This is a genomic window from Exiguobacterium sp. SH5S13 (assembly GCF_004337085.1).
In the GTDB taxonomy this organism is placed as follows: domain Bacteria; phylum Bacillota; class Bacilli; order Exiguobacteriales; family Exiguobacteriaceae; genus Exiguobacterium; species Exiguobacterium aurantiacum_A.
Map to the genome: position 1 here is coordinate 110076 of NZ_SJUS01000002.1, position 20530 is coordinate 130605.

The window sequence follows — 20530 nt, forward strand, 5'->3', positions numbered from 1 at the left end:
AGGGGCCTCATGGAACAGACAATCAAAATGCCACAACTCGGGGAAAGTGTGACCGAAGGGACGATCACGACATTCCTCGTCAAGCCGGGCGACCGGGTCGAAGAGTATGAACCACTCGCTGAAGTCATGACCGATAAAGTGACGGCCGAGATCCCGGCGACGAGTGCTGGGATCATTAAAGAGCTGTTGATTGGTGAAGGCGATACGGTCAGCGTCGGAACACCAGTCTTGACGATGGAAGTCGCAAGCGCTACCGATGAGCCCGCCGAAGTGACAACTGAAGACACGAAGCAGCCGGAACAGGCTGCGGTCGTCGCGACCGTTCCTGTTTCCGCGCCGCCGCGTAATAGAAGCGCGAACGGGCGTTTCTCACCGGCCGTCATCCGTCTCGCGAGTGAGAATGATATCGATTTGGATCAACTCGACGGCTCAGGACTCGGTGGCCGGATCACGCGGAAAGACGTCCTTCGTTACTTATCGGAAGGTCGTCCGCGCCAACCGGAACCGGCGACGCAAGTACCGGTTCAAGAGACGATGACGCAAGTGAAGCTCGATGTGCCAGAAACCGTCACGAAACCGTCCGTCGCGCCAATGACCGCTTCGACACCGAGTGAATCGTCAGACCGTATCGAGATGATCCCGACGGCGGGTGTCCGTCAAGCGATCGCGAGCAACATGGTCCGCTCGAAGCACGAGGCACCACACGCATGGCTCATGATCGAAGTCGACGTGACGAACCTCGTCGAGGCGCGCGCCAAATTGAAAGATGAGTTCTTCGAACGGGAAGGCGTCAAGTTGACGTTCATGCCGTTCTTCATGAAGGCGGCGGTCGAGGGTCTGAAGAAACATCCGATGATGAATTCGGAGTGGGCCGGGGACCATATCAAAGTCCATAAAGATATCCATCTATCGGTCGCCGTCGCGGCGAACGATGCGCTCTACGTCCCGGTCATCAAGCATGCGGACGAGAAGAACATCAAAGGGCTCGCCGTCGCGCTTCAAGACGTCGCCGGCCGTGCCCGCGCGAACCGTTTGAAAGCCGACGAGATGCGCGGCGGCACGTTCACGATCAACAATACGGGTGCTTTCGGATCAATCCAATCGGCCCCGATCTTGAACTACCCGCAAGCGGCGATTCTCTCGGTCGAATCGATCGTGAAACGTCCCGTCTGGGTGAACGGTATGTTCGCGGCACGCGACATGGTCAACTTGTGCATGTCGGTCGATCACCGCGTCCTCGATGGTCTCGTCGCCGGACAGTTTTTACAGGCGATCAAACAGTCGCTCGAATCAATCGACCCGAACACGTACACACTTTATTGAGCCAAAAAGGAGCCACGGACGCATGTCCGTGGCTCCTTTCGTTAAATTGACCGTTCAATCAATGACTCGATGTCGCGGCGAATGCGTTCGGGCGAAGATAAGTCGGCCTGTGAGTAACTGAGCCGATGTGTCGACTCATCGGTCCCGGTTAAGTCGGCGAATAGACTGCCTAAACTATGGACGCTCTTGTCGACTTGGATCAACAAGTCGAGGCTCGTCTCGTCTTGGAGCAAGATGACCTCGAGTTCGTCGAGCCGACGTCCGAAACTTGTGCCGTTCGGCGAATACTCGAGCTCTTGAGCGATCGGGAGTCGTCCCGAGCGCTGTCTGGCCGGCAGCATCTCGGTGTCGGCTTTTTTCAACCGGAAACCGATATCGTCGAGCACGTCGAGGATGACTTGCTGCTTGTGGTTCGGTTTGACGAGAATCGAATCCTCGTCTTTCGGGTCGACCGCTTGGGCGATATCGAGGCCGGTCTCGATCCATGTCTTCGACTGGCTGACGGAGATCGGTGTGTTGAACGGCACCTCGATCGTGAACGGGATCTCTTTCACTTCGTCCGGTCCGATCATGAACGGGGCCTCGTTCAACAGGATTTTTTCGATCGTGAACGTCGAATAGGTCGTCTTGTCATTGACCTCGTGCTTGTAGAGCGTATTGAAGAAAATGTAGATACGGTCGACCGATTGTTCGACGTTGCCGCCTTTGATGTGGACGACCCCGTCGAGCGTACCGCCGGGAACACAACTGTTCTCCGCAAGGCGCGTATCGACGGTCGCGGCCCCGATTCCAATCGATGAAAGTAACTTTTTAAACATATGGTGATCCTCCTTTGACGTTTGCACGTGTTCGTGTAATAGTATGTACGGATGCACGTTTAAAAAGTTTCGCAACTACTTAAAAAAAGGATGAATCAAGTGGAATATACAGATTTGATGGAACGGCTCAACGGTCTGATCGAAGATGGGGAGCTCGTGACGGCGACAATCAGTCAACCACGTCAAAAATCGAGCGATTTACGCCGGGTGAAACTGAAGCCGGTATTGTTGAAAGATGAGTACCACATACAGTTTGAATACCAATTTGAGCGCGTCATGAAACATAAAAATTTACGTACGGAAGAAGCGATCGCAGAGCTTGGACAGCTGCTCGAAAACTTCCGGCAAGGACAGTTTCAGCTGAAAGCGACCGAGCTCCATTTCCAACTCTCGAAAAAGTTTAAAGTGACGTATAAAGAGCGGCCAACGGACGTGAAGCAAGTGAAACTGACGCACAACCGCGAAAAGCAGTACGTGCTGCCGGTCGATGAGCCGGTCCCGTTCCTGATTCGCCTCGGCGTCCAGTCGGCAGATGGGAAAGTGAAGCGTCAGAAGTACGATAAGTTTAAACAAATCAACCGGTTCCTCGAGTTCATCGAGGATTCGATCAAATACCTCCCGACCGACCGGACTGTCCGGATTCTCGATTTCGGTTCGGGCAAATCGTATCTGACGTTCGCCTTGTACCATTTCTTGCATGAGATGAAAGGGTATGACGTACACATCACCGGGCTCGATTTGAAGAAGGAAGTCATCGAGGAGTGCGCCGGGATCGCCCGCGACCTCGGCTACGAGCGGCTCGAGTTTCTCGTTGGGGACATCAATGAATTTGAAGGCGAGTCGGCGGTCGATATGGTCGTCACGCTCCATGCCTGCGACGTCGCGACCGACATGGCGCTCGCGCGAGCGGTCCGCTGGGGGGCGAAAGTCATCTTGAGCGTGCCGTGTTGCCAGAAAGAACTGAACCGGCAACTCGAGGCGCCGAGCCTCGACGTCATGCTTCAACACGGCCTCGTCAAGGAACGGTTCGCGGCGCTCGCCACCGATTCGATCCGGGCCGAACTGCTCGGTCTCGTCGGCTATGAAGCGCAGTTGCTCGAATTTATCGACATGGAACATACACCAAAAAATATTTTGATTCGCGCCTATTTGACGAACCGCGAAGCGACCGAAGAGCAGCGCGTCCGCTACAAAGCGTTCAAGTCGTTACTCGGTGCGGACCCGTTCCTTGAAGGTCAGTTGAGCGATAGACTTGTCCTAACCGATCCACAAGACGTAAAATAAGAAAGATAAGACGAAAGTCGAAAGGGGAAACAATATGGATTTTCAATTATACTTTCAAGATGTAGTCGAACAGGCACGCAATGAGGTACGGGCAGCAGGATACACCGAACTGACGACACCGGAAGAAGTCGATGCGGCACTGAAAAAAGAAGGCAAGACGCTCGTGCTCGTCAACTCGGTATGTGGTTGCGCCGGTGGGATCGCTCGTCCGGCCGCGGCCTATGTGAACAAGATGGAAGGCACGAAACCGGATCAGTTCGTCACCGTCTTCGCCGGACAAGACCGGGAAGCGACGGACCGGGCTCGTGAGTATTTCGAAGGGTACGCCCCGTCGTCACCATCGATCGCGCTACTCGAAGATGGAAACATCGTCACGATGGTCGAACGGAGCACGATCGAGTCGTCGACGGCTGAAGAGCTCGTCGAACAGTTACAGACGTTGTTCGATATTTATTACGCGTAATCAATGTGTGGGCGCAAAGGCTTTGCCTTTGCGCTTTTCCTTAAGAAGGGATCGATCGAATGGAACCAGTCGTTAAAATCATGAGTGAGGCGGAATATGCGATCGCCTTGTCGCGAGGTGAGATCAACGAAGAATCGCTCCAAACGGAAGGATACGTTCGTTGCTGCACCCCGCAACAGATCAGTAAAGTCGCGAGGCGTCACTATCACGGGGAGCGGGTCGTGCTCGTCTCATTCCATATTAGCCGCCTCGGCAGCTTGCTCCACTACGAGCTAGATGAGGACGGAGATCGCTATCCTCACGTATATAGCGCCATCCCGATCACGTCGGTAAAACGGGTTCAACCTTATGGGTCGACAGATAACGGTACGGTCACGTATTTCGCTTACGAGCGGATGTGACCGTATTTTTTTTGAATTTTATGCATGAATATACTTTACAATTAATAATTATGTGTATATAGTGGTTGAAGAACAAGTCAGACATATGAAGAGCGGAAGAACTATTGAGACAGAAAAACAAATATGTCATAATTTTGTTAAAGTTCTGACAATTCCATCTTATTGAAAAGGGGAAAATGAACATGAAAAAAAGTTTTCTAGCATTATGTATCGCAGCACTGGCTGCATTTTCGGTCGCCTGTGGCGCCGACGTCAATGAAGGCGGGTCATCGTCGACGAATGAGGAAGACGACAAAGTCCTCGTCATGGGGACGAGCGCGGATTACTTCCCTTATGAGTTCGTCGATACGGCGAGCGGTGACGAGATCGTCGGATTCGATATCGACATCGCCAAACAAGTGGCCGACAACATGGGCTATGAATTGAAAATAGAAGATATGGACTTCGGTAGCTTGCTCGGGGCCTTGAACGCCGGACGCGTCGATTTCGTCATGGCGGGTATGACGCCGACTGAAGAGCGGAAAGAGAACGCTGATTTCACAGATATTTATTTCACGGCGAAAAACTTGATTCTATCAAAAGGCGACGCGATTCAAACGCTTGAAGACCTAGACGGGAAACAAGTCGGCGTCCAGCTCGGTTCGATCCAAGAAGGGATTGCCAAAGACCAGATCCCTGGCGCGGAAATCGTCGCCTTGAACAAGATCCCTGAGATCATTCAAGAGATCAAGACAGGCCGCATCGACGCAATGGTCATCGAAGACACGGTCGCGAAGAAGTACCTCGACCAAGACAGCGAGCTATCGACGTTTGAAATCGTTGACGAAGAAGAAGCCGGCTCGGCCGCGGCTTTCCGTAAAGACGATGAGCTCCGCGATCAATTCAACGAAGAGTTGAACAAATTGATCGAATCAGGAGAAATCGAGAAGTTAGCTCAAAAATGGTTCGAAGAAGAAGCAGCACCAGCTGAATAATTATGGATCAAGGCTGACTGAAAACATCAGTCAGCCTTTTTTAGGAGGAACTTATAATGGATTTTAGTCGGATTTATGATTCTATGCCGTATATTCTTGAAGGGATCCCGGTCATGTTCCAAGTCGTGCTCGTCTCGGCGCTGTTCGGGATCACGTTCGGTGTCGTCGTGGCCACGTTCAAGATTGTGCCGAACCGTCTCGTCAACTTCATCGGACACGCCTACACGGCCGTGTTCCGGGGAACACCGCTCATCTTGCAACTCGCCATCATCCACTTCGGCTTGCCGCAGTTGACGGGCTTTATCACGACACCTTATCAATCGGCCGTCATCGCCTTCTCGCTCAACTCGGCGGCGTACATCTCGGAGATCATTCGGGCCGGGATTCAAGCGGTCGACAAAGGCCAGTGGGAAGCGTCTGACGCACTCGGTGTCCCTTATGTCAAACAGCTGCGCTCGATCATCTTGCCGCAGGCGTTTAAAAACATCTTGCCTGCACTCGTCAACGAGATGATCACGCTCACGAAAGAGTCGGCACTCGTCTCGACGGTCGGCGTCCTCGATATTATGCGCCGGGCCCAAATCGTCGGAGGACAGAAGGCGATCTACTTCGAACCGCTCCTGTTCGCCGGTGTGATATACTTTACGATAGTAATGGTGTTGACATACTTTGGTCAACGTCTTGAAAAACGGTTAAGAAAGAGTGATGGCAGATGATACAAGTAAAGGATTTATACAAACAGTTCGGTGACCTTGAAGTGTTGAAAGGGATTACGACTTCGATTGAAAAAGGAGAAGTCGTCGCCGTCATCGGTCCGTCGGGTTCCGGTAAGTCGACGTTCTTACGTTGTTTGAACATGCTCGAAGTGCCGACAAGCGGAACGGTCAGCGTCGCCGGATACGAGTTGACGAAAAAAGGGGCCAACGTCTCGAAGGCACGGCAAAATATCGGGATGGTGTTCCAACAGTTCAACTTGTTCCCGCATATGAACGTGCTCGACAACTTGACGTACGCACCGATCAACGTGTTGAAAGTCAGCAAGGCTGAAGCGATCGAACGAGCGAAGACGTTGCTCGAGCGTGTCGGATTATCGGAGAAGATCGATGCTTATCCGAGTCAGTTGTCAGGCGGACAAAAACAACGTGTCGCGATCGCCCGGGCGCTTGCCATGGAGCCGAACGTCATGCTGTTTGACGAGCCGACGTCGGCGCTCGACCCAGAGATGGTCAATGAAGTGCTCGACGTCATGAAAGGACTCGCCGATTCAGGGATGACGATGGTCGTCGTCACGCACGAGATGGGCTTTGCCCGTGAAGTGGCTGACCGTGTCCTGTTCCTTGATGAAGGCATCTTGATGGAGGAAGGCAAACCGGCCGACCTGCTCCTCAACCCGCAGACGGACCGGGCCAAACGGTTCTTAGAAAAAGTCTTGTGATGACACGTTCCATCTGACACTAGAAAGGGAGGGTTCGAATGAAGATCACTTACTATGGCCATGCGACAGTCCAGCTCGATATCGACGAAATGAGCGTCTTGATCGATCCGTTTTTGACGAGTAACCCGCATACAGACGTCGACCCGGCGACATTGAAAGCCGACTACATCTTGTTGACGCACGCGCATTTCGACCATATCGAGGACGTCGAACTGATCGCAAAGGAAACGGGCGCGACGATCGTCGCGACACATGAACTCGCGACCTATTACGAGAAAAAAGGCTATTCGGTCCACGGCATGAACATCGGGGGCGGGTATTCCTTCCCGTTCGGCCGTGTGACGATGACGCAGGCGTTCCACAGCTCGAGCCTTGACATGGGCGACGTCCCGGTCTATATGGGGATGCCGGGGGGCTTCATCATCGAGACGAACTCGCTGACGCTTTACCATGCGGGTGATACGGCATTGTTCTCGGACATGAAACTGTACGGTGAACGGTTCGAGATCGACGTCGCCTTCCTGCCGATCGGGGACAACTTCACGATGGGGCCGGTTGACGCGCTCGATGCCGCCCATTGGCTGCAGGCGAAACGAATCGTCCCGATCCATTTCGATACGTTCCCACCGATCAAACAAGATGCACGTGCTTTCTGTGACCAGTTACATCAGCGCGGTCTGTTGATCGAACCGAACACGACGATCGAGATTTGATGACGCGTCAAGCGATTCAAGCTACTGAACGTTTCGTGACGAAGCTTCATACCGGGGATCATACCGGGCATGACGTGAGTCATCTCGAACGGGTGCGTCGGCTCGCCGAACATCTCGCTGAAGGGATGGCGGTCGACCCGCTCGTCGTCACACTCGCGGCACTGCTTCATGACGTCGAGGACGCGAAACTCGGTCGAGCCAAAGGGCTCGTCCGACATCATCTCGAGACGATCGCCCTCAGTACAAGCCAGACGGACCACGTACTCGCCGTCATCGCGGAGACATCGTTCTCGCAAGGCAGACTGCCGACGACGCTCGAGAGTGCGATCATTCAAGACGCGGACCGGCTCGATGCGGTCGGTGCGATCGGCATCGCCAGGACGTTCCAGTATGCCGGATCACGCGGGACACCACTCTATGATCCGGATGACCCGTCGAGCGCCATCGCGCATTTTAGTGACAAACTGCTCTTGCTCGCGGACGGGATGCATACGGACCGGGCGAAAGCGATCGCCCGCGACCGTCACGCGTTCATGACGTCTTTCTTGAAGCGGTTCGAGGCGGAATGGGTTGGCGAAGATATGTAAAACGGCCGAGGAGGGATCCTCGGCCGTTTGGCGTTAAAATGGATGTTTATTGAGCCAATGCCCGCCGTCGAGCGAGATGCATTCACCGTTCAAGTAACGCATCTCATCCGACGTCATCCAGAAAGCGAGGTCGGCGATCTCTTCCGGTGTCCCGAAGCGGCCGAGCGGGACGTTGCGGCGGATGCGTTCGACTTCTTTGACGTGGACGGCGAGTTTGTCGGCCCCGCCGGTCCGTTCGATCGGCCCCGGGCTGATCGCGTTCACGCGGGCCCCGAACTGATAGCCCCATTCGACGGCGAGCGTCCGGGTCAAGTTCAGGACGCCTGCTTTAGCGGCGGCGCTTGGTGCGACACCAGCACCCGCCTGCCACGCGTACGACGCGACCATGTTGATGATCGAGCCGTCACGTAGTTGTTCGCGCTCCCAGTGCTTTCCGAGGACGTGCGTACAGTTGAACGTGCCGTTCAAGACGATGTCGATGACACTCGTCCAACCGTTCGGTGTCAAATCGAGCATCGGACAGACGAAATTGCCGGCGGCGTTATTGACGAGCGCATGCACCGGACCGAATCGTTCGACAATCTGATCGAGCGCTTGGGCGCACGCCTCGTAATCGCGGACGTCGTGTTGGACGGGTAACGCTTGTCCCGCACCGATCGCCTCGAGTTCAGCCATCGTTTCTTGCAGGCGCTCCTCGTTACGGCCGCTGATGGCGACGTTCCAGCCTTCGGTTTTAAATTTTAGCGCCATCGCTTTCCCCATGCCGGACGAACCTCCGGTAATCCAAATCGTTTTCAAATGAATCTCCCCCTTTGAATGAATGGTCGTTCATTTTTAGTATTCGGGTTTGACTCTAGGGATTCCTGCAAAAAAAACGACGGCCGTTTGGCCGTCACTGGAGCTGTTTCAAATAGTTTAATCCGAGCTCGCGGTCGATGCGATACATCGTCCCGGCGACTTTCTCGCCCCAATACGGATCCGAGGCGTAGAAGACGTTGACACCTTCCTGTTTGTTGCCGGGGAACGGGCCGCGGTCGTACGATCCGGTCACATACTTCTCGGCGAACAAGCGGGCCGCAGCATCGACACTCGCCTCGACTGAAGCGAACGTCGAGGCGTTTCCGCTCGGGTCGTCATCCGTCGCTTTGAACCCGAAGAGATTATTTTTATCGCGGGCGATCGCGGACGTCCCGTATCCCGATTCGTGACCGGCGACGGCGAGTAAGAACAGGGCGTTAATACCGAACGCGGCTTCAGCGTCCTTGAACGCATCACCTTTTCCGGTGAGCGGACTGTCACCGAGCGTGGCAAGAAATTGATCGAGTTCGCGGGCCGAGTACGGGGATTTGGACTGAATCGAGGCGAATTGGTACGGTGAATCGAAGACGTCCCGGACGTTTTCGGTATAAAACCGGTCCGACGCTTCCTGCGGGGCCGGTCCGACCAAAAACGTCCCAGCCAAGTTCCCGTTCGCTTCGACGGTATGGAGTACTTGTCCGTCCCGCATCTCGTAATAGCCGCGTTTCTCGACGACGGCGTCCGGGTAGAGCGTCATGTCGGCCAGCGGTACGTACACGTCGGCACCGGAGATGGTGACTCGCAAATGGTCGGAACCCTTTCCGACGAGCCTAAGCCGGGTGCCGCCGGCGACGTACGACTGCCGCTCCTTGAACTCGGCATCTTTATACAGGTTCGTGACCCGGTCGGTCGGCGTGACGGCGATCCCGGTACCGGTAAAGTCGATGACTTCGCCGGACGGGCCGAGCAAGGCGCGATTGTCGCCGCGTTCCATGTAGGTGCGGGCTTCAGCGAGCGACTCGAAGTGACGGGACGAGACGTCACCATCAGCGAACGTCTCGACGGTGTACGTCCCATTGCCCCGCTCTTGTAACCAAAGAAAGCCGAAGATGGCAAGTGCTAAGGTGAGCAGGGCGGGCAAGAGCCGGCGTCGTTGTTTTTTCTTCAATAGGATCACTTCCAAACTTGAGGATTGCCAAACAGAGAAAACTAGTAAACAATTTTGTATGAGAGGAGGGAATGATATGAAAATTGGTACACGTACGTTAAAGACGGCGGTCGCGGCGGGGATCGCGATGCTCATCGCTGAGACGATCGATCTCGATTACTACGTCTTCGCGGCCATCATCGCCATCCTCAGCATCCAAGAGACGCGCAAGAAGTCATTCCGGGCCTCATATGAACGTGTCATGGCAAGCTTGCTCGCCATCGGGATGGGCGCGTTGATGTTCACGTTACTTGGCTATTCGCCGGCGACGCTCACACTTTATTTTGTCATGTTCATCCCGCTCGTTCAACAGCTCAAACTGCAGGACGGCATGATCACGAGTGTCGTCATCTTGACCCATCTGTACACCGAAGGACGGTTCTCGCTCGACTTGTTCTTGAACGAACTCCTGTTGATCGCGATCGGGGTTGGCGTCGGGCTCGTCGTTAACATGTATATGCCGACGCTCGATAAAGACATCGAGCGCATTAAAGAGAGTATCAACCGGGCGCTCGCGGTCCACTTCTATGACGTCGCAGCCTGTGTCGAGACCGGTGTGTACAATAACCATTCGATGATGCTGTTGAAGACGCGTGACTATTTAAAGAACGGGAAAGACTTGGCGCTCCGCCGGATGGGAAACTCGATCGGGAAGCGCAACGAAGACATGGACTATCTATACTTTCGGATGCGCGAGCGCCAGTACGATATTTTGAAGCGGATTGCTGATAATGCGCGGGAAATCACGATGGTCGTCAATGAGGCGAAACCCGTCGCCGCGTTTTTACGCCGCGTCGGCGACAACGTCAACGAGCAGGCTGACGCCTCGGCGTTTCTTCGCGAGCTCGAGGACATCATCGACCATTATCGAAAAAACGTACCTCTCCCCACATCGCGTGAGGAATTTGAGGTACGCTCGTCGCTGCTCAATATTTTGTCAGATGTGAAGAGTTACTTGATCTTGAAAGAACGGTACATTCTCCTGTTACAGGAACATGGCCATCCCCGACAAAAACGTGCTAAGCAAGAAGATTGATACGATGACGACGACGCCGATTTGAATGATGCGTTGTCGTTTCTGTTGTTTTTTTCTCATGAGGATCCTCCAAAACGTGTTTGACCTCATTGTACAGAATGGAAAAGGTTCGTGCAAACGACATGAGTTTGTTATAATGACCAAGAAATGTTTGGATGGAGGGATGTTTTTATGGTAAACGAGACACGTGTGCTGGACACATTTTTACAGTTGGTCAGCATCGATTCAGAGACAAAAGAAGAAGCAGTCATCTGTGAGCATTTAAAGTCGGTCTTCACAGAACTCGGATGTGACGTCTACGAAGACGACGCATCGACAAAAACTGCACATTCAGGAAACAATCTTATCGTCACGTTGGCTGCGACGAAACAGGGCGTTGACCCGATTTACTTCACGGCCCACATGGATACGGTCACACCAGGTAAAGGCATCAAAACGAGTATTAAAGACGGTTATATCGTCACGGACGGGACGACGATTCTCGGTGCCGATGACAAGACGGGGCTTACGGCGATGATCGAACTCGTTCGGGTCTTGAAAGAGGAGGCGATCCCACACGGTCAGATCCAGTTCGTCATCACGGTCGGTGAAGAATCGGGTCTCGTCGGTGCGAAAGTGCTCGACCTCTCGAAAATCGATGCGAAATTCGGTTTCGCACTCGACTCGGACGGATCGGTCGGCGATATTATCGTGGCAGCTCCAACCCAAGCAAAAGTGAACGCGAAAATTTACGGGAAGACGGCCCACGCCGGCGTCGCCCCAGAAAAAGGCGTCTCGGCGATTCAAATCGCAGCGAAAGCGATCGCAAAAATGAAGCTCGGCCGGATCGATGAAGAGACGACGGCTAACATCGGACGCTTCGAAGGCGGCCGCGCGACGAATATCGTCTGTGATTACGTCGAAGTGCTCGCCGAGGCCCGTTCGCTTATCCACGATAAGATGGAAGCGCAAGCCGAAGCGATGAAACAAGCGTATATCGAAGCGGCTGAGACGCACGGCGGTCGTGCTGAAGTCGAGATTGACATCATGTACCCGGGCTTCAAGTTCGAAGAAGGCGACGAGGTCGTCGAAGTGGCGAAGTCAGCCGTGACAGCAATTGGACGTCCGATTCGTATCCTTCATTCGGGCGGGGGCTCGGATGCGAACGTGATCGCCGGTGGAGGAATTCCGACGGTTAACCTTGCGGTCGGGTATGAAGAAATCCATACGACGAACGAACGCATGCCGCTCGTCGAACTGTATAAGTTGATTGAACTCGTTGTTGAAATTGTCGGGCAAGTCGCAACACCGGAAACAAACTAAAAAAAGAGCCGACGCTAAGTCGGCTCTTCCTATGTGTTCGTGTGTTTATGCGGCGAACTCCAACGATTCTAAAACGAGTTCGTCTGAGCAGTGAAGTTCGGTCGCTATGTCGTGAATTCGGATCGAGGTGCCTGCTTCTTGTTGGTGTTTGCGATTCATTGAAGTCGCTCGTTCCCGAATTACTTCATACAAAGCGTCGGAATGTTCAACTTTATTCATCACGGATCACATCCTTTTCAACGAGTGACTCAAGTATAGCATGGATTAGGCTAGCAGAAAGGACAAATATATTTATGAAGTTACATTTTTTAGGAACTGGTTCAGGCATGCCTTCGAAACAACGGAACGTTTCCGGGCTCGCACTCACATTGCCTAAACAGACGTGGCTGATCGATTGCGGGGAGGCGACCCAGCACCAGATTCTCCATACCACGATCAAACCGCGAAAAGTATCGGCTGTTTGGATCACGCATCTACACGGGGACCATGTCTTCGGGTTGCCAGGTTTCTTATCGACGCGTTCCGCCCTCGACGGAAAGGATCCGCTCACGCTGTACGGGCCGCGTGGCATCAAGCAATGGCTCGAGCTGACGTTGAAACTGACCGGTTCATATTTAGGCTATGACCTGACGATTGTCGAATATGAGGACGGGGACACGTTCGAGCAAGACGGTCACCTCGTCACGGTGCGGAAGCTCGCGCATCGCTTTCCATCTTACGGGTTTCGCATCGAGGCACCGGCGCGTCCGGGGACGCTCCTCGTCGACAAAGTGAGAGCACTCGGTATTCCGAGCGGTCCAATCTATCGGACAATCAAACAAGCAGACACGTTTGAATTTGCAGGGAAAACATACGCGTCTAAAGAATATGTCACAGAATCGGTCCGTGGAGCGATCGTCGCCATCTTAGGGGATACGACTCCGTGCGAGAATGCATTCGTGCTCGCACAAGCTGCCGACGTCCTCGTCCACGAGGCGACGTTTATGCAAGGGGAGTCAAAACTTGCGAGACAGTACGGTCACTCGACGACGATCGAAGCTGCAATGCTCGCGAACAAGGCGGGCGCGGGCCGATTGATCGTCACCCATATCTCAGCCCGCTACCAAGGCCGGGAAGCAGAATTTGAGGCCGAGGTCGTGTCTGGGTTTGCGGATAGCCATGTGGCAACCGACTTTTCCGAGTTTATAGTGGGGGATTGATGTGACAATACAACTATACGTTTGGCTAGGTTTCATCGTCATCAGCATGTTGCTAGGTGTAAGATTGAATCAGTTGAAAGAGCCAGAACCGAACTTTTTCGCCAAGTTCTTATTCTACTCGTTGCTCGGAATCGTTTCGTTTCCGATCGGCGGGTTTCATATCCCAATCGGATTTTTGATGTCATTCTTGTTCTTTCCGAAACGAAACAGCCGGTATAAATGGTACGGGGCGCTCGTCGGCTTCTTCTTCTTCATCGTTTTACTGTTCGTACCTTTGTTCGACCAATCCGAATTCCGGGCCGAATCTCAACAAATCGGGCCGGTGTCGGTGCAAGACGAGTCGTTCGACCGGATGACAGATACGATTTTACGCCGGATCAACGGCGAGGTGATCAAGCTCGATCGTAGCAAAATGATTGTCGACCGGGACGGTGAACTGCAATCACTCGAGTATTTGCTCATGGTCGAACGCAACAGCTCGTTCCAGCAAATCCGCATCAACTATGACGACTCAGGGGAACTTGAATATCGTCAAGTCGATGAGATGAACAAAGGTTCTGGCCGAGCCTTTTTCGAGAAGCTCGTCGACTTCGAACACGTGATCGAAGCCGTACGGGGGACAGTGTGGGAAGACTTTGCCAAACAAGTCGAGGCACCGCTCTTACAGTTCTCATTTGATGGACTGTACGACATGTACACGTTCGAGAACGAAGCGATGCTCATGATCAACCGGGACGGACGAATCGTCAAATTCTGGCTCCAGCGAGAACCTGTGCTCGCCAACAGTATTCAATTGACCGGTTTGACCCGTGAAGGCAGAGCGACAGGCGAAAAATATACGATTCTTTACAACTATTCCATCCACCAACGAGAGGATTTGACGGATCAATGAAAAAATTGCTCATCATGAGTGTGATGATACCTTTATTGGCAGCTTGTGCCGGAGAAGAGACGTCGAACGGACAAAGTGAGTCTTGTGACGTCGAACCGACGATTTCCGTTTATGACGCGTCGACGGAAGAGACGTTGTACCATGAGAAAAGTGTCTGCCTAGAGGATGGGGCGACGGTGCTCGATGCCCTCAAAGCGACAGAATTACCGATTGATTCTGTCGGAAGCGGGGAGATGACCTACGTCACGGCAATCGGTGGGATACAAGAAAAATCGGCCGGTCAGTCATCTGGCTGGGTGTATGCCTTTAACGGCAGCCCTGGCGATGAAGGGGCGGCTGCAAAAGAAGTCGAGTCCACCGATATTATCCAATGGCGGTTTGAAGAAGATGCGATTTCTTTCTTCGAATGAGGCGGATTTGGAGCGTAGACATGCTGTCACGCTCCTTTTCTTTCTACTCGTCCATCTGTACGTCTTGATTCATGTGAACGGTTCGTTAAGTCTGCTCGCCGGGCTGGTCGGGTTGTTACTGTTGGAGCGGCGCTTTCCCGTCGCGATGCTCGGTCTGCTTGTCGCGTTCGCGCTGATCTCGCTCGCACCGATCCTGTTCCAGTGGGACGTCTCCATCCGTGCGCTCAGCGACCAAATTGTCCGCTTGGCGACGTTTTTATTCGGAATGGTTTGGGCGAGCCGTTTCATGCGATTAGAACGGCTATTGCCGCTCTTGCGACGCTTTCCGCAATCGACCCGGTTGCTATACGGTGCTTGGGCGCTCGTCCCGTCCATGGAACGGGCCATCCGTTTGTCGCTCCGCAGTCACCAGCGACAAGACTGGCGAGAAGCGATCGTCGTCGGGATTGACAGCCAGCGCCGTGAACCCGTTTACGCGTTGCCGCGCCTACGTTCATTCCAAGGCGATGATCTCGTTCATCTGTTCATCCTGTTTATTTGCTTTGTGGCGGCGCTTAAGTGGTCACCACTCATCTGGTTGCTTTACCCGTATTTGACGAAAGGAGGTGTGCGAGATGCGTTGGTTATCCTCAGAGCACGGACGTCAGCAAATTGAGGAGTGGGTCGCTTCAGAGCGGGCCCATATCGTCAATCTCGATGACCCGCTCGCCGGTTCGGTCGCCTCACTGCTCGCCGGTGATGATGCGATGCGCGGCGCCGAACTGGCAGCGCTCTTACAAATCGATCATCTGTCCAAAAAACGATTTGATGAATGCTCGAGCGGAGAACAACAGCTCGTTCGAATCGCTCATGTGCTCGGCGAAAATCCCGATGCGCTCGTTCTCATCGAGCCGTTCCGTTATCTCGATCGATTCCGAAGCGAACACTTATCGATGCTACTTCGGCGGCTAGGACAGCTCGGGATTAGCGTTGCTTATACGGACCGGTCGCGTGAAGGCGGTGCAACACATGCGTTCACGGTCGTTAAGTCGTCTAGTGAAGCATCGATTAACGTCAAAGACGTGTCCTATCGTCATCCGTTGCAACCCGCCTACGCGGTCGAACACGTGTCGTATCGGTCTGACGGACCAGGGTTAACCGTGTGCATCGGGACGAACGGCAGTGGCAAGTCGACACTCCTAGAACTGATGGCGAAGAGCCTGCATCCGTTATACGGGAAAGTGAAGTTATCAGAGCGGCCGCTCTATCTTCCGGCAGACCCCGAGTACGGGCCGTTCCCAAAATCATTGAATCGACGGGTCGAACAGTTGCAGGCGGTACTCGCGTCCACGTCGTCACTCATCGTCCTCGACGAGCCGACGGTCGGACTGTCGGAGAACGAACGCGACGCCTTCGTTGCGGCAATCGTACAAAAAGCCGAGACGGCGCGTGTTTTATGTGCGACCCACGATGAACGCTTGATTGCGGCGGCAGGTCATGTCTTATGTATGGCGAGCGGAGCGGTCGTGTTTGACGGCACGCGCGAACAGTACGTGGATCGGAGTACGTTATGGTCACTTACGTCCTCGCCCTCATAACCGCATTCGCACTTTTGTCGAAGTTTGAGCGGACGAAGTCACCTATTTCCGTATTGACACAGCTTCTCGCGCTCGCCGTCATCGGACGGTGGCTTTTCATGGCCATCCCGAACGTGCAACCGACGACCGCACTATTGATGCTGACCGCGCTCTATTTTGGATGGACGAGTGCAGGCATGCTCGCTTTATTCGTCCCGCTTCTATCGGGACTTTTACTCGGCCTCGGTCCGTTCGTTTTGTATCAGTTTCTCGGTTGGTTGCTCGTGATCACGCTCGTTTACTTGTTACGACCGATCTTGTTGCGGTCGCGCATGTTACTTTGGTCAATCGGGCTCGGCTCTGGTTTTTTATTCGGCTGGACGACGAACTTGTCGTTCGCGGAAGTGATTGGAGCCGACTTTATCAAATTGCTCATCCTTAGCTTGCCGTTCGATTTGGCGCACGGAATCGCAAACGTCTTCTTTTTGATCGTCCTACATGATTTATTCGTTCGCATATTTGTCCGCGAAGACGGGTAAACATGAGTACTACTCGAGTGAGGTGGTTGAGCATGGGCGGATACGTCAATATGTATGAAATCGGTTTGTTCCTCTTCATCGGACTATTGTTTATGGCCGTCAATATCTTCTTGATGTCGCGTCGGCTCATTCGGACACGATACGCGATGTTGAGCATCCTCGCTTCGAGCGTCTGGCCGGCACTGATGATCGTCTTGTCCGTTCAAAACGTCAATCTTCTCGAGGAGATGCGAGCCCGAGCGGCGACACTTGAAGCTGTGTTCGCCTGGTCTCTCGTCGTCACGACGGCGCTCATGACGGTTATACCAGCTTTTATCTTTATTCGACGTCTGATTCAGCTGTCACGCCATGGCGGCTGATTCCTCAACCTAAAAAAGCAGAGCGACTCAAACGTTTGAGTCGCTCTGCTTTTTTAGGTTCAAGATGTCGGGAGCTGTTCGACCGAGGCATCTGTCGGTTTTTGGAATCGACGTAAAATTTCGAGACTGACAGCTCGCGGCATAATTTTCGCGAGTCCGACGAGCGCTTGGTTCGACAAGCCCGGGATGATGACCCGTTTATTTTTCATGACGCCCTTATAACCGAAGAAAGCGACGAGATGAGACGGCATTTTCGATACCATCATTTCGCTGCCGGCCCGGTTAAAGAAACCGGTGTCGGTCGGACCCGGGCAAAGGACGCTGACGTTTACGCCTGTGCCTTTCGTCTCGGCATGGAGCGCTTCTGTGAGTGATAAGACGTACGCTTTCGTCGCGTAATAGACGGCCATATACGGTCCCGGCTGGAATGCGGCGACAGAGGCGACGTTTAAGACGTAGCCGTGATTGCGGGCGACCATGTCAGGCAAGTACGCTTTCGTCAACTCGGTCAAGGCGTTGACATTCAACCGGACCTCTTCGGCCTCGGTTTCCGCATCGAGCTCGATAAACTCGCCGGCTGTACCGAAACCAGCGTTATTGATTAAAAAATCGACCGTGAGCCCGGCATCGTCAATCGCGTTCGTCAACCGCTTCACGGCGTTGTGTTCAGATAGGTCGAGGGCGAACACGTGCACGTTAATTGTGTATCGTTTTTCAAGTACTTTTTTGAGTTCATGTAACCGTGGCTCGCTACGAGCTACGAGAATACAGTCAAATCCATCTCGGGCCGCTAAGACGGCGAGATCTAGACCGATGCCAGTCGAGGCACCGGTAATCAAGGCTGTTTTTGTCAAAATCGTCCACTCCTTCGATTAAAAAGTCATACATTGTTACTGATTTCTTCACCAGTTGTTAAATTCCTGCTTCGTCGACACGCTTGAACGTGTGCTAAAGTATATCAAGAATATGTGATTAGACTCACAAAGTCAGGAGAAGAAGCGAAATGATGATTCAGCTAGTGACTACGGCACAAAGCGTCGACCAAGCAGAGGCGCTGATCATGGCGGGCTCCGACCGCATTTATATCGGAGAATCGAAATACGGGTTACGCCATAAAGGCGACTGGTCGTTACCGGCTGTGAGAGAAGTCACAGCGCTCGCCCATCGTTACGGCAAAGAAGTGACGGTCGCCGTCAATAATTTGATGCATAACGATCAAATCGAGGCGTTACCGGATTATTTACACACGCTCAAGCAAATCGGGATCGACAGTGTGACGGCGGGCGACCCAGGTGCCATCCGCTTGATCCGTAATGCCAATATCCCCTATTGGTACGATGCTCAAACGCTCGTCACGTCGGCGCGACACATTCAATTTTGGGGTAAGCGCGACGCCATCGGGGCAGTCGCGGCCCGTGAAGTGACACTGACCGAACTCGGGATGATTCAACAGCAGATCGGGCTCCCCGTCGAGGTTCAAGTGTACGGACCAACATGTATCCATCACTCGAAACGACCGCTATTGACGAACTATTTCAATGAGATCGGCCGGTCGAGAGAGGAGGCGGAAGTGCGCGAGTACTATATGAGCGAACCGTCTGATGCGGACAGTCGCTATCCCGTCTACCAAGACGACAACGGGACGCACGTCTTCTCCGAAGATTTGACGCTCATGGGTCAATTGCCGGCGCTCTTAAAAGGCGGACTGCATACGTGGAAACTCGAAGGGTGGCATGCCGGGGACGCGTTCGTCGACATCGTCCGTCTGTTCGACAAAGCCCGATCGGATTTGTTGAACGGCCAGTTCGACCGCACGCTCATGGAACGGCGTCTCGCCGAACTCCAACCTGAACAATTCCGGCTTGGGACCGGACTGTTGTTACGAAATCCAGAAGAGATCAAGTGAGGGGATCAAGATGAAAAAACGTCCAGAACTACTAGCTCCGGCAGGAAACTTAGAAAAATTAAAGATGGCGATTCTCTACGGGGCCGATGCGGTCTTTATCGGTGGTCAACAGTTCGGGCTCCGCTCGCGGGCCGGTAACTTCGGATACGAGGAGATGGCCGAAGGCGTCGCTTTCGCGCACGCGCGCGGGGCGAAAGTGTATGTCGCCGCGAACATGGTGACCCATGAAGGGGATATCGATGGCGCGGGCGATTTCTTCTGTCGACTCCGTGACATCGGCATCGACGCCGTCATCGTCTCGGACCCGGCCATGATCGAGGTCTGTCTCACGGACGCGCCCGGTCTTCCGGTCCATTTATCGACGCAGGCGTCGGCGACGAACTACGAGACGCTCCGTTTTTGGCAAGAGGAAGGGCTAGAGCGAATCGTCCTCGCCCGTGAAGTGTCGATGGAAGAGATCAAAGAGATGAAACGTCAAGTCGACGTCGAGATCGAGGCGTTCGTCCATGGCGCGATGTGTATCTCCTACTCGGGACGTTGCACGCTGTCGAACCATATGGCGCTCCGCGATGCGAACCGCGGCGGCTGTGCCCAGTCGTGCCGCTGGAAATACGGCTTCTTCGAGGCGGATGAGCTGTTGACAGACGACATGGCAGCGCGCGATGAGGAACCGTTCTCGATGAGTTCGGTCGATCTTGCGATGGTCCGGCACATACCCGATTTGGTCGATGCCGGCGTCGATAGCTTGAAAGTCGAGGGACGGATGAAATCGATCCATTACGTAGCGACCGTCTGTAACGTCTATCGTCAAGTCATCGACGCCTACTGCGGGGATCCTGAAGGATTCGTCTTCGACCCGGCATGGGAAGAAGAGATTTGGAAAGCAGCGCAACGAGAGCTCGCGAGCGGGTTCTATTACGGCATCCCGACCGAGAAAGAGCAACTGTTCGGCAAGCCGCGCGCCATCCCGCAATATGCGTTCGCAGCGCGCGTCATCTCGTATGAAGCGTCGACAGGCATGGCGACGCTCGAGCAGCGTAACCATTTCCGCCGCGGAGAAGAAGTCGAATTCTTTGGTCCCGGGTTCGTCCGCTTCACGCAACGGATCGACGAGTTGTTCGATGAGACCGGGATGCCGCTCGAGACGGCGAACCAGGCGATGATGACGGTACGCGTCAAAGTCGACCAACCTGTCGCGACCGACTTCATCATGCGAAAACGAAAAGCGGCAGCAGTGAAAGTTCCCGCTTCGAGTGCCCGTTGACACATCCGGCAAGGCAACATAGTCGACCGTTCCATCCAATCTTGCTACCCTATTAACATATACG

Annotated in this window: 25 protein-coding genes; 20 read left to right on the forward strand and 5 right to left on the reverse strand. The window is 53.8% G+C overall.

What is annotated here, in order from left to right; genetic code table 11:
* The first annotated feature begins 9 nt into the window (after nt 1-9).
* Nucleotides 10-1323, forward strand: a complete 1314-nt coding sequence (locus EVJ30_RS01990) for a dihydrolipoamide acetyltransferase family protein (RefSeq protein ID WP_131467860.1) — start codon at nt 10-12, stop codon at nt 1321-1323.
* Between the two features lie 41 nt (nt 1324-1364).
* Here EVJ30_RS01990 and EVJ30_RS01995 read toward each other — a convergent pair whose 3' ends face one another.
* Nucleotides 1365-2141: a sporulation protein gene (locus tag EVJ30_RS01995; protein WP_131467862.1), complete on the reverse strand. Its 777-nt coding sequence runs from the start codon at nt 2139-2141 to the stop codon at nt 1365-1367.
* Between the two features lie 99 nt (nt 2142-2240).
* Here EVJ30_RS01995 and EVJ30_RS02000 point away from each other — a divergent pair, with 99 nt between their 5' ends.
* From EVJ30_RS02000 to EVJ30_RS02035, 8 genes are all read left to right on the forward strand, one after another.
* Nucleotides 2241-3425 carry a class I SAM-dependent methyltransferase gene (locus EVJ30_RS02000; protein ID WP_070327071.1) on the forward strand — a complete coding sequence of 395 codons (1185 nt, stop codon included), beginning with the start codon at nt 2241-2243 and terminating at the stop codon, nt 3423-3425.
* A 34-nt stretch (nt 3426-3459) separates the two neighbouring features.
* Nucleotides 3460-3888, forward strand: a complete 429-nt coding sequence (locus EVJ30_RS02005) for a BrxA/BrxB family bacilliredoxin (protein ID WP_070327072.1) — start codon at nt 3460-3462, stop codon at nt 3886-3888.
* A gap of 59 nt (nt 3889-3947) precedes the next feature.
* On the forward strand, nt 3948-4289 hold the full coding sequence (locus EVJ30_RS02010; RefSeq protein WP_131458485.1) for a DUF952 domain-containing protein: 342 nt from the start codon (nt 3948-3950) through the stop codon (nt 4287-4289).
* A gap of 182 nt (nt 4290-4471) precedes the next feature.
* Nucleotides 4472-5263, forward strand: coding sequence for a transporter substrate-binding domain-containing protein (locus EVJ30_RS02015; RefSeq protein WP_131458483.1), 792 nt, complete (start codon nt 4472-4474; stop codon nt 5261-5263).
* A 56-nt stretch (nt 5264-5319) separates the two neighbouring features.
* On the forward strand, nt 5320-5979 hold the full coding sequence (locus EVJ30_RS02020; RefSeq protein WP_201738347.1) for an amino acid ABC transporter permease: 660 nt from the start codon (nt 5320-5322) through the stop codon (nt 5977-5979).
* Entirely contained in the window at nt 5976-6698 is a 723-nt protein-coding gene (locus EVJ30_RS02025) for an amino acid ABC transporter ATP-binding protein (protein WP_070327076.1), read from the forward strand. The genes EVJ30_RS02020 and EVJ30_RS02025 overlap by 4 nt, the downstream gene beginning before the upstream one ends.
* A gap of 38 nt (nt 6699-6736) precedes the next feature.
* A complete protein-coding gene (locus EVJ30_RS02030; protein WP_071397698.1) occupies nt 6737-7411 on the forward strand; it encodes a metal-dependent hydrolase in 675 nt (224 codons plus the stop codon).
* The gene (locus tag EVJ30_RS02035) at nt 7411-7998 is read left to right on the forward strand and encodes an HD domain-containing protein (protein ID WP_131458503.1); all 588 of its coding nucleotides are present in this window, start codon (nt 7411-7413) and stop codon (nt 7996-7998) included. Before EVJ30_RS02030 ends, EVJ30_RS02035 begins: the two co-directional genes overlap by 1 nt.
* A gap of 33 nt (nt 7999-8031) precedes the next feature.
* Here EVJ30_RS02035 and fadH read toward each other — a convergent pair whose 3' ends face one another.
* Nucleotides 8032-8802 carry a 2,4-dienoyl-CoA reductase gene (gene fadH, locus EVJ30_RS02040; protein WP_201738404.1) on the reverse strand — a complete coding sequence of 257 codons (771 nt, stop codon included), beginning with the start codon at nt 8800-8802 and terminating at the stop codon, nt 8032-8034.
* An 88-nt stretch (nt 8803-8890) separates the two neighbouring features.
* A complete protein-coding gene (locus EVJ30_RS02045; RefSeq protein WP_236635532.1) occupies nt 8891-9973 on the reverse strand; it encodes an N-acetylglucosaminidase in 1083 nt (360 codons plus the stop codon).
* 67 nt (nt 9974-10040) lie between these two features.
* Here EVJ30_RS02045 and EVJ30_RS02050 point away from each other — a divergent pair, with 67 nt between their 5' ends.
* A complete protein-coding gene (locus EVJ30_RS02050) occupies nt 10041-11039 on the forward strand; it encodes an aromatic acid exporter family protein (protein WP_131467868.1) in 999 nt (332 codons plus the stop codon).
* A gap of 171 nt (nt 11040-11210) precedes the next feature.
* Nucleotides 11211-12341, forward strand: a complete 1131-nt coding sequence (locus tag EVJ30_RS02055; RefSeq protein WP_131467870.1) for a M20/M25/M40 family metallo-hydrolase — start codon at nt 11211-11213, stop codon at nt 12339-12341.
* 45 nt (nt 12342-12386) lie between these two features.
* On the opposite strand, the gene EVJ30_RS15260 is transcribed toward EVJ30_RS02055, so the two are convergent.
* Nucleotides 12387-12560: a hypothetical protein gene (locus tag EVJ30_RS15260; protein WP_173647369.1), complete on the reverse strand. Its 174-nt coding sequence runs from the start codon at nt 12558-12560 to the stop codon at nt 12387-12389.
* Nucleotides 12561-12634: 74 nt separating this feature from the next.
* Here EVJ30_RS15260 and rnz point away from each other — a divergent pair, with 74 nt between their 5' ends.
* From rnz to EVJ30_RS02090, 7 genes are read left to right on the forward strand one after another with little or no spacing between them, the layout of a single operon-like run.
* Nucleotides 12635-13540 carry a ribonuclease Z gene (gene rnz / locus EVJ30_RS02060; protein WP_131467872.1) on the forward strand — a complete coding sequence of 302 codons (906 nt, stop codon included), beginning with the start codon at nt 12635-12637 and terminating at the stop codon, nt 13538-13540.
* Between the two features lies 1 nt (nt 13541).
* Nucleotides 13542-14432 (forward strand): hypothetical protein, encoded by an 891-nt coding sequence (locus tag EVJ30_RS02065; protein ID WP_131467874.1) that lies wholly within the window; start codon nt 13542-13544, stop codon nt 14430-14432.
* Nucleotides 14433-14446: 14 nt separating this feature from the next.
* On the forward strand, nt 14447-14842 hold the full coding sequence (locus EVJ30_RS02070; RefSeq protein WP_236635965.1) for a DUF4430 domain-containing protein: 396 nt from the start codon (nt 14447-14449) through the stop codon (nt 14840-14842).
* Between the two features lie 7 nt (nt 14843-14849).
* Complete coding sequence (locus tag EVJ30_RS02075; protein WP_236635530.1) at nt 14850-15497, forward strand: hypothetical protein; 648 nt, start codon at nt 14850-14852, stop codon at nt 15495-15497.
* Nucleotides 15457-16419 (forward strand): ATP-binding cassette domain-containing protein, encoded by a 963-nt coding sequence (locus EVJ30_RS02080; protein ID WP_131467880.1) that lies wholly within the window; start codon nt 15457-15459, stop codon nt 16417-16419. The genes EVJ30_RS02075 and EVJ30_RS02080 overlap by 41 nt, the downstream gene beginning before the upstream one ends.
* Nucleotides 16392-16937, forward strand: a complete 546-nt coding sequence (locus EVJ30_RS02085; RefSeq protein ID WP_131458471.1) for a hypothetical protein — start codon at nt 16392-16394, stop codon at nt 16935-16937. Before EVJ30_RS02080 ends, EVJ30_RS02085 begins: the two co-directional genes overlap by 28 nt.
* Before the next feature lie 17 nt (nt 16938-16954).
* Nucleotides 16955-17296, forward strand: coding sequence for a hypothetical protein (locus tag EVJ30_RS02090; RefSeq protein WP_236634049.1), 342 nt, complete (start codon nt 16955-16957; stop codon nt 17294-17296).
* Between the two features lie 59 nt (nt 17297-17355).
* On the opposite strand, the gene EVJ30_RS02095 is transcribed toward EVJ30_RS02090, so the two are convergent.
* Entirely contained in the window at nt 17356-18153 is a 798-nt protein-coding gene (locus EVJ30_RS02095) for an SDR family NAD(P)-dependent oxidoreductase (RefSeq protein ID WP_070327908.1), read from the reverse strand.
* 146 nt (nt 18154-18299) lie between these two features.
* Between EVJ30_RS02095 and EVJ30_RS02100 the strand changes: the two genes are divergently transcribed.
* Both EVJ30_RS02100 and EVJ30_RS02105 read left to right on the forward strand, forming a co-directional pair.
* Entirely contained in the window at nt 18300-19202 is a 903-nt protein-coding gene (locus EVJ30_RS02100) for a peptidase U32 family protein (RefSeq protein WP_131467883.1), read from the forward strand.
* 10 nt (nt 19203-19212) lie between these two features.
* Complete coding sequence (locus tag EVJ30_RS02105; RefSeq protein WP_131467885.1) at nt 19213-20466, forward strand: peptidase U32 family protein; 1254 nt, start codon at nt 19213-19215, stop codon at nt 20464-20466.
* Nucleotides 20467-20530: the final 64 nt, after the last annotated feature.

Bases quoted from the DNA above. Each gene is read 5' to 3' on its own strand.
- EVJ30_RS01990 (WP_131467860.1), top strand. From the start codon at position 10: ATGGAACAGACAATCAAAATGCCACAACTCGGGGAAAGTGTGACCGAA.
- EVJ30_RS02055 (WP_131467870.1), top strand. From the start codon at position 11,211: ATGGTAAACGAGACACGTGTGCTGGACACATTTTTACAGTTGGTCAGC.
- rnz (WP_131467872.1), top strand. From the start codon at position 12,635: ATGAAGTTACATTTTTTAGGAACTGGTTCAGGCATGCCTTCGAAACAA.
- EVJ30_RS02005 (WP_070327072.1), top strand. From the start codon at position 3,460: ATGGATTTTCAATTATACTTTCAAGATGTAGTCGAACAGGCACGCAAT.
- EVJ30_RS15260 (WP_173647369.1), bottom strand. From the start codon at position 12,560: ATGAATAAAGTTGAACATTCCGACGCTTTGTATGAAGTAATTCGGGAA.
- EVJ30_RS02025 (WP_070327076.1), top strand. From the start codon at position 5,976: ATGATACAAGTAAAGGATTTATACAAACAGTTCGGTGACCTTGAAGTG.
- EVJ30_RS02020 (WP_201738347.1), top strand. From the start codon at position 5,320: ATGGATTTTAGTCGGATTTATGATTCTATGCCGTATATTCTTGAAGGG.
- EVJ30_RS02010 (WP_131458485.1), top strand. From the start codon at position 3,948: ATGGAACCAGTCGTTAAAATCATGAGTGAGGCGGAATATGCGATCGCC.
- EVJ30_RS02015 (WP_131458483.1), top strand. From the start codon at position 4,472: ATGAAAAAAAGTTTTCTAGCATTATGTATCGCAGCACTGGCTGCATTT.
- EVJ30_RS02035 (WP_131458503.1), top strand. From the start codon at position 7,411: ATGACGCGTCAAGCGATTCAAGCTACTGAACGTTTCGTGACGAAGCTT.
- EVJ30_RS02085 (WP_131458471.1), top strand. From the start codon at position 16,392: ATGGTCACTTACGTCCTCGCCCTCATAACCGCATTCGCACTTTTGTCG.
- EVJ30_RS02080 (WP_131467880.1), top strand. From the start codon at position 15,457: ATGCGTTGGTTATCCTCAGAGCACGGACGTCAGCAAATTGAGGAGTGG.
- EVJ30_RS02050 (WP_131467868.1), top strand. From the start codon at position 10,041: ATGAAAATTGGTACACGTACGTTAAAGACGGCGGTCGCGGCGGGGATC.
- EVJ30_RS02030 (WP_071397698.1), top strand. From the start codon at position 6,737: ATGAAGATCACTTACTATGGCCATGCGACAGTCCAGCTCGATATCGAC.
- EVJ30_RS02070 (WP_236635965.1), top strand. From the start codon at position 14,447: ATGAGTGTGATGATACCTTTATTGGCAGCTTGTGCCGGAGAAGAGACG.
- EVJ30_RS02100 (WP_131467883.1), top strand. From the start codon at position 18,300: ATGATGATTCAGCTAGTGACTACGGCACAAAGCGTCGACCAAGCAGAG.
- EVJ30_RS02105 (WP_131467885.1), top strand. From the start codon at position 19,213: ATGAAAAAACGTCCAGAACTACTAGCTCCGGCAGGAAACTTAGAAAAA.
- EVJ30_RS01995 (WP_131467862.1), bottom strand. From the start codon at position 2,141: ATGTTTAAAAAGTTACTTTCATCGATTGGAATCGGGGCCGCGACCGTC.